The organism is Winslowiella iniecta (assembly GCF_001267535.1).
GTDB classification, from domain to species: domain Bacteria; phylum Pseudomonadota; class Gammaproteobacteria; order Enterobacterales; family Enterobacteriaceae; genus Erwinia; species Erwinia iniecta.
Genome location: NZ_JRXE01000003.1, coordinates 42,004 through 54,816 on the forward strand (window position 1 = coordinate 42,004; position 12,813 = coordinate 54,816).

Annotated in this window: 8 protein-coding genes; 1 reads left to right on the top strand and 7 read right to left on the bottom strand. The window is 53.1% G+C overall.

The features are described from left to right. Nucleotides 1-11 precede the first annotated feature (11 nt). The 3 genes from NG42_RS02530 to NG42_RS02540 form a co-directional block, all read right to left on the bottom strand. The gene (locus tag NG42_RS02530) at nucleotides 12-788 is read right to left on the bottom strand and encodes a MurR/RpiR family transcriptional regulator (protein ID WP_052897493.1); all 777 of its coding nucleotides are present in this window, start codon (nucleotides 786-788) and stop codon (nucleotides 12-14) included. A 109-nt stretch (nucleotides 789-897) separates the two neighbouring features. Further along, nucleotides 898-2,262: a 6-phospho-alpha-glucosidase gene (locus NG42_RS02535; protein WP_052897495.1), complete on the bottom strand. Its 1,365-nt coding sequence runs from the start codon at nucleotides 2,260-2,262 to the stop codon at nucleotides 898-900. 12 nt (nucleotides 2,263-2,274) lie between these two features. Further along, nucleotides 2,275-3,849 (bottom strand): PTS transporter subunit EIIC, encoded by a 1,575-nt coding sequence (locus NG42_RS02540; protein WP_052897497.1) that lies wholly within the window; start codon nucleotides 3,847-3,849, stop codon nucleotides 2,275-2,277. 279 nt (nucleotides 3,850-4,128) lie between these two features. On the opposite strand from NG42_RS02540, the gene NG42_RS02545 reads away from it, so the two are divergent. Further along, the gene (locus tag NG42_RS02545; RefSeq protein ID WP_052897499.1) at nucleotides 4,129-5,334 is read left to right on the top strand and encodes an FAD-dependent oxidoreductase; all 1,206 of its coding nucleotides are present in this window, start codon (nucleotides 4,129-4,131) and stop codon (nucleotides 5,332-5,334) included. A 53-nt stretch (nucleotides 5,335-5,387) separates the two neighbouring features. Here NG42_RS02545 and NG42_RS02550 read toward each other — a convergent pair whose 3' ends face one another. From NG42_RS02550 to NG42_RS02565, 4 genes are all read right to left on the bottom strand, one after another. Next, entirely contained in the window at nucleotides 5,388-5,711 is a 324-nt protein-coding gene (locus NG42_RS02550) for a DUF496 family protein (RefSeq protein ID WP_052897500.1), read from the bottom strand. A 160-nt stretch (nucleotides 5,712-5,871) separates the two neighbouring features. After that, nucleotides 5,872-6,930, bottom strand: coding sequence for an FUSC family protein (locus NG42_RS02555; RefSeq protein ID WP_052897502.1), 1,059 nt, complete (start codon nucleotides 6,928-6,930; stop codon nucleotides 5,872-5,874). Nucleotides 6,931-7,165: 235 nt separating this feature from the next. Further along, nucleotides 7,166-8,335, bottom strand: coding sequence for a serine-type D-Ala-D-Ala carboxypeptidase DacD (gene dacD / locus NG42_RS02560; RefSeq protein ID WP_052897504.1), 1,170 nt, complete (start codon nucleotides 8,333-8,335; stop codon nucleotides 7,166-7,168). Nucleotides 8,336-8,449: 114 nt separating this feature from the next. Beyond that, nucleotides 8,450-12,805: a hypothetical protein gene (locus tag NG42_RS02565; protein WP_052897506.1), complete on the bottom strand. Its 4,356-nt coding sequence runs from the start codon at nucleotides 12,803-12,805 to the stop codon at nucleotides 8,450-8,452. Nucleotides 12,806-12,813: the final 8 nt, after the last annotated feature.

Sequence of the window (12,813 nt, forward strand, 5' to 3'; positions counted from 1 at the left end):
CAGTCTGATATTCAGCCGGTGGCATGCAGCAGCAGCAAATCAATCAGCATCACCAGGTTGGATTCAAATGAGGTGATCTCGCCAACGTCCACCGCTTCATTGCTGGCATCGTCATATAACTGAAAGTGTATATCCGCCAGCCTGCTGAGTGAGTTGAAAGACGCACGGGTAAACACCACCACCGTCATGCCAGAACTCAGCGCAATACGCGCTTTATCCAGCACCTGCTCCGTTTCACCGCTGCGCGAAATAGCAATAAATACCCGGTATTTTGCGGCGTTATTCAGAAAGATACTGCGGCTGTCACCCAGGCCTGAGGCGAAAGCCGTTTTGCCGAGAATCTGTAACTTTTTCGCCAGATATTCAGCAAATAGATGGGAAAAGCCAGTACCATACAGGAAAAAGCTCTCTTGCTGATGCAATAGCTGACTGAAGGCACTGATACTTTCGGCGCTGATAAAATCAAACGTTCGCTGGTAGTTGGCGACAAATTGCGGGAATGCCAGCGGCGTGGGCTGATGAGTTTCTGACGGCGGCAGAGGCGGCTGCGTCGGGTAGTCATTTAGTAGCAGCTTGATGTGAAAGATAAATTCGCTGAATCCACTGAACCCCAGTTTCTGGCACAACCGCATAATGGTGGCGGTGGAAACAAATGTCTCCTCTGCCAGCATTCTTACCGTCAGTTTATTGATGCGATATGTATTGTCGGCGACAAAGGCCAGTGCACGGTATTCAGCGCGGGTAAGATCGCGACCCCGTTGCAGCAGTGGCGTGAGACTGTTATGCATAACGCCCCTCGGTAAGCAGTGATGCGCTATCCTAAAGGCGGATCGGACAGGATTCAATAACGCTATGATAAGTTTGGGACGCAGCACGCTGCGCCCCGTTCGGTTTTACTTAGCTTTGCGGCTGGCCATCTTTAAATGCCTGTTTTAGCGCTGGCCAGTAATCCTGGTTCGCCGCGATCATCTCGTCGAGAATGGCTTTGGCATGCTGCATGGTCGGCACCGTGCGGTTAAGGGTAAATGCCTGTAATGCCTTCTCGTAGCTGCCTTCCATCGTCGCTTCGACCAGCAATTGTTCCGAAGCCAGCTGCTGTTCCAGTAAGGCTCGGTGGAACTGCGGCACATTACCCATCCGCACCGGCTCCGGCCCCTGCGCTGTAATATAAGCAGGCACTTCAACCATCGCATCATACGGCAGATTGGCGATGGCGCCGCGATTTTCAACAATCACCAGATGGCGCTGGCGCAAATCGAACGCCAGCGAGCAGGCGACATCGACAATAAACGCACCGTGCACGCCAACGTGGAACGCATCCGGCAGAATACCGGTCTGCTGATATTCCGCGGCGGCGGCAAACAGTTTCTTTTCACGGCCATCCATCACTTCATTGGCGCGGGTGTAATCAGGATCCTGATGCTCAACAATTTGATTCGGCATCAGATAATATTGCAGATAGGGATTCGGCAGGAAATCCGGAAAATGGTCCATTATCGGTTTGATATTACGCCAGGTTTTCACCCATGATGGATCGGCATGCTGTGGATCGGTGGCCGCTGCATCCTCCGTCAACAGGCCGAAACGCGCCACATGCTCACGCACTTCCGCCAGGCGGTCGACACCGTCGACATATAAATGCGTAAACCAGCCAAAATGGTTCAGGCCGAAGTAATCGACGGTCACCTGATGACGATCGACGCCCAGGATCGCGGCGATATTTCGCATCGCTGCCACCGGCATATCACAGATATTCAGTACCCGCGCCTGCGGGCGAAGACGCCGGACGCCCTCGGCCACAATTGCTGCCGGGTTGGAATAGTTAACAATCCAGGCATTGTTATCCGCATAGCGCTCGACCAGGTCAATTAACTCCACCATCGGCAAAATGGTACGCAGGCCATAGGCCAGACCGCCCGGCCCGCAGGTCTCCTGCCCCACGACGCCATGACGTAGTGGGATTTTTTCATCCTGCTCGCGCATTTTATATTGCCCGACGCGCATCTGGGCGAAAACGAAATTCGCCTGACTGAACGCCACTTCGGCATCGCTGGTGACGGTGAACTTGATACTGTCACTGTGATCGCGAATCACTTTCTCCACCACCGGTGCGATAATCTGCTGACGCTGACTGTCGATGTCATACAGCCGAATCTCTGCCAGTGGAAAATCAGCCAGACGCACCATCAGGCTCTTAACAATACCAGGCGTGTAAGTGCTGCCACCACCGGCAATCGCGAGAATAAACGGGGACTTTTTCATGTACTTCTCCTCTCAGAGCGCGGTTTCAACAGCTTCACGCATTTTCTTAACGTGCAACCCATACACCACCTGGACAGTGTTACCCTGACGGATAACCCCTTTCGCACCGGTGTCTTTGAGCTGCTGTTCATTGATAGTATTGATATCTTTTAGCGTCACCCGCAGACGGGTATAACAGTTGTCGACCACCTCGATATTTTGCTTACCGCCCAGTCCGGCGATAATATTCAGACCGAGGGCATTAGCGTCCGGCGCAGATTCAGCGCGGGCTGAACGCCCGTTTTTACCCTGGTAATCATTCTTCGAGTAGAGTCGGGTTTCGACCTCATCGTCTTCACGGCCTGGCGTTTTCATATCAAAACGCAGGATCAGAAAGCGGAAGATAATGAAGTAGAGTGTCGACATCATCAGGCCCACCACGATGTACATCGGCCAGTCAGATTTGGCGATGCCCAGCGGCAGATTGTACAAAATGAAATCAATCGCGCCGTTTGCGCCGATGGCATGTACGCCGAACAGATAAAACAGCATCATGCCAATACCGGTCAGTACGGCATGTACGCCGAACAGCATCGGGGCAACAAACAGGAATGAAAACTCCAGCGGTTCCGTTACGCCCAGCAGGAACGAGGTGAAAGCCGCCGGAATCAGAATCGCTTTGGCCGCATCCTTGCGTTCCGGTCTGGCGGTGAGATACATCGCCAGTGCCGCCGCCGTCAGACCAAACATCTTGCTGATACCACGCGCGTCCCAGACTGCCGTCGGGCTGAGCTGCGCCACACTGTGACAGGCCATTTCGGCGAAATAGATATTGCGGGCACCCTGATAAACTGTGCCGCAGACCTCGCGTGTGCCACCCAGCTCGGTATACAGAAACGGGGTGTACACCAGATGATGCAAACCGGTCGGGATCAGAATACGTTCCAGAAAACCGTAGATCGCCACGCCAGCCGCACCAGCACCGTGAATGCCATAGGCCATCGCCGTAATCGCATGCTGGGCGAACGGCCACAGATAGCTCATGGCAAAACCGAGCGCAATGGACAGCGGGATGCCGATAATTGCCACAAAACAGTGGCCGGAGTAAATCGCCATCACGCCGTTAAACTGAATTCCCGAGAAACGGTTATACAGATAACCAGAAATCGCCCCGGTCAAAATCCCGGCAAACACCCCCATTTCCAGCACCTGCACGCCCAGCACCATGCTCTGGCCAGAAGCCCGCAGCGCCTCGCTGTTCACCAGCTTGTCCTGTAATTGCAGCGTGATATTCATCGCATTGATAAAGATGATAAACACCACCAGCCCAATTAATGCGGCATAGCCTTTATCACGTTTCGCCAGACCAATCGGAATGCCAACGGCAAATATCAGCGCCAGATTAGCCAGAATGGCGACAGCAGATTTTGAAATCAGTTGACCAAAATCCTGCACCAGCGGATGCGCCAGAAAAGGCAGATATCCGGCAAGATTACCGTTACCGAACACATTACCGAGGGCAATAAATAGCCCGACAATCGGTAATATCAGTACCGGCGCGTACAGCGACTTGCCAAAATTTTGCAGCGCATTAACGGCTTGGTTCATGGCATGCCCTCATTATTGATAGTGGTTATCGGGTCGTGAGTGGTGATGGATACCGCTGGAATGTAGCAGTATCGGCAGAAGTAAACACGCTATCTTGCTGATTTAAAAACATATAACCCTAAAGGTTACATGTAACCTTTTAGTTTGTGATCGGCGCAACGTTTATTCCGGCGCGGCAATAATGGCTATCTTCCGCTATCACGCCTATGCTTCCATTTACTCCTCAACAAGATAATGATAACCATTATCATAAAGAGCAGTGATTAACGGAGTGAAGGTATGCAACCCGCTGCACCAAAAGTGTTAACCACCGACTGTTGTATTGTCGGCGGCGGCCCGGCCGGAATGATGCTCGGGTATCTGTTTGCCCGGGCGGGGGTAAAGGTGGTGGTGATTGAGAAACACGATGATTTTCTGCGTGATTTCAGAGGCGATACGATTCACCCCTCGACCCTGCAAATCATGCATCAGCTCGGATTACTGGAGGAACTGCTCAGCCTGCCCCATCAGCGTGCCGAAAAATTACAGGCAGAGGTGGCGGGTGAAGAAGTCACCCTTGCTGATTTTTCCCGGCTGCCGGTGAAATGTCGCTTTATCGCTTTTATGCCACAGTGGGATTTCCTCAACTTTCTGGCGGCAAAAGCCTCGCTGCTGCCTGAATTTACCCTGCTGCAATCCACCCGCTTTGACGAGTTTATCTATCAGCATGACAAGGTTTGCGGCGTCAGGGCGTTGGCGAATGGCGAGAAAACGGAAATCCGCGCGCAACTGGTGATCGGTGCCGACGGGCGTCACTCGCAGGTGCGGCAAAAAGCCGGTCTGACCGCCCGCTCGTTTGGCGCTCCGCGTGACGTGCTGTGGTTTAAGCTGACAAAACAGCCCGACGATCCCGAGTGGAGCATGGGCCATAAAGGGCCAAAGCAAAACTTTATTATCATCGATCGCGGCGACTTCTGGCAGTGTGGCTACTCGATTAGAAAAGGACAGTATGAGCCGATAAAGGCCGCCGGTCTCGCGCCGCTGAAAAGTCAGATTGCCGGGGTGTCGCCCTTCCCGGCCGAACGGCTGGAGGAACTGAGCGACTGGCAACAGCTAAAGCTGCTGATTATCCGCATTGACCGGCTGGATCAATGGATGATTCCTGGCGTGCTGTGCATTGGTGATGCGGCTCATGCCATGTCACCAATTGGCGGTGTCGGGGTCAATCTGGCGATTCAGGATGCCGTCGCTACCGCTAATCTCCTGACGTTGCCATTGCGTAAAGGTAAGGTGAGCGTGCGGCAGCTGAAGAAAGTGCAGAAGCGACGCCAGTTTCCGACCTGCGCAACACAATTTATTCAGATAAAAATGAGTGGTAAGAACAGAGATAAGAATAAGCCCAGCCCGCTACCCCGACTGGTCAGGCGTCTGCCTTTTCTGCCGACGGTTTTTGGCTGGATTATTGGACTGGGATTTCGCCGGGAAAAACCGCGCTATATCGGTTAGCGGCACGGGCGACGAAAACTGGCATGGGCGGCAAGAATGCCGCCCTTACGGGATTATTCCTGAGGCTTTGGCTCGCCCATCGCTTTCAGTTTCTTCGACAGCTCGCGACGCTCTTTGGACAGGTCGGCATTTTTGATGATGTAGTCATCAACACGATCTTCATAGTCACTGCGCATACTGGCAATGATTTCCTGAATGGCTTCGATACTCATGCCCGGTTTGATGTATTCGCTCAGGTTGTCGAGCAGCAGTACACGCTTCTGGTTGTCACGAACTTTCTTTTCGTTATCGTGAATTTCACGCTGCAGTTTGTTCTTACGACGGAACATACGGACGAATTCCAGAACGTCCTGAAAAGATTGCTTTGCATTTTCCATGATGACACCCTTCATTGGGCCTGCAGAAACAGGCGTAATTGTCGTAGCCTTCAGCTTAGCGGCTCACTATTACCGATGGCAATTTTCACATTCAAATTCGGACTGATGGCTATCTTAACGCGAAACCGGTTGTCGACGCAGTAAGTTGTTGCTTAGACGGTTATTTACGCATCGCCAGACGGATCAAATCCGACAGCCTTTCCAGCTGGCGCGTCAGTTCGAGGCTTAGCCAGACATAGCCATGGATCGGCGTTTCAATACCGTAATCGCCGTTCGACTCACTGATTAACTGCCGCAACTCCTGCGAAATTTCTGCCAGTTCAGCGCTGTTCGCCGCCACTTTACGGGTATCGCCATTCAGCAATGCCCCGGCGAGCGCCTGCAACGTATTTTCTGTCATCTGCTGGGTACGACGCAGCGTCGGCGCATTCAGCATTATCAGATGGCTTTCGCGCGACGACCACCAGGCATTGATTTGCAGTTCGAGGGTACAGAACATATTGCGGTTAATGGTCTGAATCGCGTCCAGCACCGACTTCGGTATCCGCGTCTCTTTACTGGCCGGTTCCAGCAGCGCACGCATTTTCACCACGTCGCTCAGCAGCCGCTGTAACGGTTTGGTTAGCCGCGGCTGCTCAACCAGGTTAGGAGAAAGCCCCGCCTGATGCAGCTTCGCCATTGATGACAGCGAGTCCGACAGCTTAATTCGCCAGTGGGTATAGGCTTTTTGCGGGTAAATGCTGCTGAACAACAGCGCCAGCAGCGAACCGAGAATCACATCGCCGCCACGCCATAACGCCGTTTCCATATCGCCCGCCGGCGCACCACACACTACCGCCAGCGTAATACCGATCAGCAACGCCATATAAGGGTGTTTCCCCAGCGTCAGATAGCCACAGAGAAACATCACGGTGGCGCACCACACCAGCATCCACGGCAGTGAAATCAGTTCGAGTTTCAGCGCGATCAGACCGGATATCGAGCCAAAAATAGTGCCACCAATGCGTTGCACCGCGCGCGGTAACACGGTGCCCCACGACGAAATTGGCCCCATCACCACCACCAGCGTAATCAGCGGCCAGCTGCCTTCGGGAATATTCAGTTCGCGCACCAGCAAAAATGTCAGGATAAATGCCAGCGCAATTCGCACGCCATGCACCATGCGGTAGTGGCGGTAAACGCTGAACTCAATCTTCGAAAGGGGCTTATCGGGACGCAAAGGTCTCCTCCAGTGCCTGATGGTTAACTCACCGCATATCATACCCCATGCGATGGCCAGACCTCAGACTCCAGTCTTATTTTACTGACAGTTTTTCCTGCTGTTTACATCACGCCGCCATTTCCGCAACGTCAGGGCAATAACAATGCTAACCCTGCTGCTTATGCTTTACTTTTACCGGCGAAAATGAAGGAAGGCAAATCAAGCGGGCGAGACTGGTGCTCGCCCACAGGGGTCAGAATTTCAGTTTGAGATAGTCATGCATCCGGGTAAACAGACCTGCGGTCTCCACCGGCTGCAAGGCCATCAGCGGATAACTGGCAATCTGCTTATCGTGATCGATCAACTGGATAGTACCAACCTGCTCATTGGCTTTCAGCGGCGCTTCCAGATCCTTCCGCTCAATGACATATTTCGCCTTAATATTTTTTAGCTGATCACGGGGCAGTGACAGATAAATATCTTTATCGCTGCCGACATCCACCTGATGCGGATTACCGTACCACACGGTTTCATGGCCGATGGCTTTGCCTGCGTGGAACAGCTGCACGGTATCAAAGTTATTCTGACCCCAGGTCAGCAGCTTACGCGCTTGTTCTTCGCGCCCCTTCGGACTTTTTCCGCCCATGATGACCGCAATCAGACGGCGCTGCCCCTCAACGCTGGAGGCAATAATATTAAAACCAGCGCTTTCAGTATGACCGGTTTTCAGGCCGTCAACGTGCAGAGTTTTATCCCACAGCAGGCCGTTACGGTTCTGCTGCGTGATACCATTCCAGGTCAGTGATTTCTCACTGTACATCTGATAAAAATCGGGTTCGCCTTTAATGATGGCGCGTGAAAGTTTTGCCAGATCGCGCGCGGTGGTGTATTGCCCCGGCGCATCAAGGCCATGTACCGTTTCAAAGTGGGTATTGGTCAGGCCAAGTTTGCCGACATATTCATTCATCATTTTAACGAAGTTGGCTTCACTGCCGGCGACATAGTCCGCCAGCGCCACGCAGGCGTCGTTACCGGAGTCGATAATCACGCCGCGACTGAGATCCCGGACTGACACTTTTTCACCGGGTTTCAGAAACATCAGCGATGAACCTTTGAACACCGGGTTGCCAGCGCCCCAGGCATCATGACCGACGGTGACCCTATCATCACGCGTGATATGGTGATTATCAATCGCGCGATCAACCACATAGCCGGTCATCAGCTTGGTCAGGCTGGCAGGATTGCGACGATCGTCAGCATGGCCTTCGGTAAGGATCTGCCCGGTCGTCGAGTCCATCAGTACCCAGGAAGCCGCATCAATCGTCGGCGGAGTGAGCGGGAAAGGCATCGCGTTCTCATCGGCATGCGCCTGGGAGACCAATACTAAAAACAGAGTAACACTTGCAAGCTGACGCCTTTTCAACGATTTATCCTCAAATTAGCCACATCAATAAACTGGCCGATGTTGTACGGCAATGAAGAGCGGATTGTGTTAATTAATTGCAAGAAAGTATTAATAGTCTTATCAATTTCAGGCTCACTTCTTACCCGATTGCGCCCGACGATCCAGCGCTTCACGTTGCACCGCAATTCGCACCATTCGCCGGTGCTGGCGTAATGCCTCTTCAGCTTCACTTTGTCTGCGCGTCGGCATGATCGGTGCCGGGCGTCGGGCTTCAATCAGTCTGTCGAGCTGCTGACGCTGTAATGTCGGCTCGGCTGCCGCAGAAAACATTGAGGATCGCTGAGCATGCACCACCATATCGCGGTGAACCTCTCGCACGGGATCAACCGGCGTGATGGCCGCCGGACTGCGGCTGCGTACAGATTGAGATAACGGCGGGCAGTCACTGCCGGCAACAGCGCGTAAGGGGCGTCGCGATGAAAAATGTAAACTATCCAGCGGCATCTGTGGATGGGCTGCGCCGCGATCACTTCGCCGGATAAAATCAACAAAGTGCATGATGTTCGCCGCGCCGCTGTTGGCCGGGTAAGCGGGACGGCGTGTCCAGACCGGGTTACGCACAACGGGCCTGTCTGACTGTCGAGTCACGGTGGCGGGCGCCAGCAGCTGGGTGGCACTGAAATTGCTGTTAATATTGAGTAAGACTCCGGCACTTTCTGCTATCCCCGGCGTCACTGGGGCTACCTTACTGTATTGCAGTTCGTGCTGTGGCGCGGCCAGTTGCAACGGAGGCTGCGCAACCCCTTCAGGCCCGGCTTCCAGCCTGGCAGGACTGGCTTCATCATCCTCTGATAGCGGATCACTATGCACTGCATCGCGGTGGCGACTGCCGATTAACGTCTGGCGTTGCACGCGCTCAGCCCGCCTCTTTCTCTCCAGCAGTGCCTGTTCCAGCTGAAAATTTAAACGTTTCACGTCATATATCTGGTGCTCAGCGTGACGTAGGTGGCTATCGCGGACATCGCGCCCCGCCTGCCAGGATTGCTGTTGTAACCTATCGCGCATCACACAATCTTGCTGATGCGCCACACTGAATGCCGGCTGACTCAGCGCCATAAGCCCTTCACTAAACACGCTGGCGAAGTTGCCGGGCAAAGCAGCAGCATCGCTGGCTCGGCGGTTCTCAGACGACTGATGGTGTAGCAGACTGGCCAGATAACGTGACGGCTTACCCTCACTGGCCTCGCTCGATAACGAGTGAATTTTACCTTTGGCTTTCAGAGTGCAGCTCATTCCCTCGCGGGTGCTTTTGCTAATCTGTTTAAGTTGACGTTTAACCGGGTCTGTTTTGTGGCGCTTATTCTGCCCGCTTTCCGAGCGTAAATTTAAGGAATGCTGGCGGATCGAATGAAAATGCTGCGGCAGCGCGTTGAAGTAGCTCAGGCGTCGGTCAACACCGGTAAAGTGCTGCATCGCTTGCAGATTCTCTTCAATATCATCCAGATGCGATGAGATCGATTGCAGTTCAGCGTCGTCAGCGTCCCTTTTTTTACTGCCGTTAATCTCGCTCAGCGCCAGTTTAATTTTCCTGAGCGGCGCCTTTTTGCCGTGCTGGGTAAAGCGATGGTGATCGGCAGTCATATCGGCATGATATTTATTCAGTTGCTGATTAATCCGTGCGGCGTTTTTTTCAATTTTGCTGGTATTGGTTAACGCAGAGAATCCCTCTGCCTGGTTGCTTTGCGCTGCTGGCGACAGCGCGATATTACTGGCTGACATACGGCGTAAAAATTGCTGGCTGAGTAACGATGGCGCCTGAGCGAGAGAATGTCCGCCAATCTGCTGAGCGGCGGCAATCAACGAAGCGTTGTTACCCGGTTGCCAGGTGACCTGTGCCATTTCCCGTGGCCCATCAGCGGTTTGTTGCAGCAGATTAAGCGTATTATTTCGCACCACCAGTACAAGTTGGTTATCACTGAGCAGTGGCGGATGAGCGAGAATGCTTTGACCTTGCGGATCAAAAAAATAACGTGCCTCCCCCTCTTCGTCCTCGCCCACCACATACCAGCCATGCTGTGTCGCCAGTCCGGCTAACATTTCGGCATCGTTCAGTCTGGTAATGTATTCATCGCTAATTACCTGACTAAACTCTTTGACATAATTTAATAGCGCAAAGATGTCCGGTGATACGACCGGCTGCGGCGGAAAAATTGGTGAGTTTGGCGATAGTCGGTTGATATCCATGGCAATTTGATAACTGGCGGGTATCAGCCCGTCGGCGATCATCCTCTGCAAAGCGGCAATCACCTCACGGTTACCCCCGCTCACCAGACCGGGTAGCTGATGCGCAATGTGTTGCAAAAAACGGCGACCGCCAGCGGAAGAGGTAAACTCATGCAGATAACTCTGGCGCTGTGCACGCGGCAAAGGTTTCAGGCAATCACTGACCAGCTGTTGCCAGACGATCAGTTTGCCATCCTGCCCAATCCGGTGTGCAACCGCATCACTCAGACTCCAGTGGAAATCACGCTCATGGGGCGAAATAATGCGCAAAATCTGCAACGGCGTCAGCAACTGCTCCACCAGCATTTTCCTCAGCGTCGTCAGGTACAAGGTGCTGGTGATACCTGGAAGTGCTGAGCGGTGAGCAGCCAGATATCCGAGGCGACTGCCAATGTTCCGACCATAGTTGATAATAAACGGGCTGACCGACAGCATGTCACTCATTCCGGCACCGGACGTATTGGCCAGGGTGGTAGCAACTTGCGCCAGATCCTCCAGCGCATGATGAAGCTGAAACGGCGTCAGTCTTTCTGGCTGAGCCAGTGAGCGATAATCGGGTTCATCGGTGAGACTGCTGGCTGACCCGGTGTCGAAACTGTCTGACGATAATTCACGCCGGATAAATTGGTAGCCATTAAGTTTGGTATATTGCGCCAGATAATCAGCATCATATTCCAGCACCAGCATCACCAGTGAATCCGCATTTTGCAGAATGACTTTTAATAACGCTAATTTGTCAGCATGCAGTTCGGTCAGCAGCTGGGCCGGATTGTGGTAGGTCAGACCGCTGATATTGGCAATCACCGTCCAGACCGGATCGTTGAAGATCTCGCGTCGGGTGGCTCTTAACCATGCAGGCGATAAACCATACTCCTGCTGCTGGTGCTGCATAAATGCCCGCCACCTGGCGTCATCCAGCGTCGCCCCTTTCGCTTTTTCCAGCATTTCCAGAAAACGCATTCGGCTAATACCGGCTGGCGTTGGCGTCTTCATCATAATGGCATCGTAGATTTTTGACAGTAACAGATCCGCCAGCCCCTCAAGGGATGAGGTTTCATGCTGCTCTTCGCTCATTGCGTTAAGGGCGGAGACCGTGGTTCTTAATTCATTCGGTAAGCCATAGCCGATTAAATAGAACATATCTTCGGTCGACAGGACGCCTGGCATCATATGGCTGACTTCGTGGGGGACAGTTTGCAGCAATTTCACGAAGCTGGCTTGCTGGTTCAGGGTAGTAAACACAATGCGACGTTGGTGATCGTCGGGAAAAGCGGCAGCGTCGACGCCCGGTTGTTGCTCATTCGGCGACGACAGTAAAAACTGATTAAAATCTTCGTTAAGATAGCGCTGACATACCTGATAATAATGAGTCAGACGCTGGTGGATCAGCTCCAGCATTTCGCCACTGACTTCAGGTGGTGTAATGCCCAGCTGGCGGGCAACAATGTGCGAAATACGTGACGTGTTTTGCGAAACAGTGCTCAGCATATTATACAGGCTGTTATCGAACAGATTTAGCGCCTCGCGAATAAACGGCATTTGCTGTTGCACATCACTCCCGCGCGCTATCAGGTTGTATCCCTGCCCATGAAGCAGGGTTTCAAAATCGTCATTGGCCCCCCGATAAGGCGCATGAGTGATCGACGGTCTTGGTGCCCAGTGGTGGAAATAGCGGTTGATATAGTGCTGGCAGTTGCCGTCATGATGCAGTGTCTCGACCAGAGACTGGCGGAAGCGCAGAATTTCCAGACTACTGACCTGATCGGGCATCAGATTATATCTGGCGGTATATAACGCCAGCATAAAATGGTCGCCGTAAGGCACGTCATCCATCGCCTCAAAGTGGCCGCTCAGCAAGGGCGTATAAAATATCTGTTCATGCTGATTAACCGTCTGGCGTAGCACCAAAACGCTACTCGCCTCGCCGGTTGGCGGCGGTAAAAACAGCACGCGGTTACTCTGCTGATCCTCAATACGCAGCGCCACGCCCTGCCAGCCCGGAAGATTAAGCGCAATAAACGCTGCCAGTTCCATCACTTCGATATTCCATAATCCGTTATGACCCATATCATTGATAATGCCACCGTAATGTTGATCGCTGAGTGTGAGCAGATAGTTACTGCCTGCGGGCGGCAATACGGGAGAGCTGGCCGGGCTGCGAGGCTCGCGCACGGGTTGCTGACTGCCGGAAGCGACTGGTTCCATGGAACTCC

What these genes read in the sequence shown, in the direction of transcription:
- NG42_RS02530 (WP_052897493.1), bottom strand. Translation starts at nt 788, where the DNA reads ATGCATAACAGTCTCACGCCACTGCTGCAACGGGGTCGCGATCTTACC.
- NG42_RS02535 (WP_052897495.1), bottom strand. Translation starts at nt 2,262, where the DNA reads ATGAAAAAGTCCCCGTTTATTCTCGCGATTGCCGGTGGTGGCAGCACT.
- NG42_RS02540 (WP_052897497.1), bottom strand. Translation starts at nt 3,849, where the DNA reads ATGAACCAAGCCGTTAATGCGCTGCAAAATTTTGGCAAGTCGCTGTAC.
- NG42_RS02545 (WP_052897499.1), top strand. Translation starts at nt 4,129, where the DNA reads ATGCAACCCGCTGCACCAAAAGTGTTAACCACCGACTGTTGTATTGTC.
- NG42_RS02550 (WP_052897500.1), bottom strand. Translation starts at nt 5,711, where the DNA reads ATGGAAAATGCAAAGCAATCTTTTCAGGACGTTCTGGAATTCGTCCGT.
- NG42_RS02565 (WP_052897506.1), bottom strand. Translation starts at nt 12,805, where the DNA reads ATGGAACCAGTCGCTTCCGGCAGTCAGCAACCCGTGCGCGAGCCTCGC.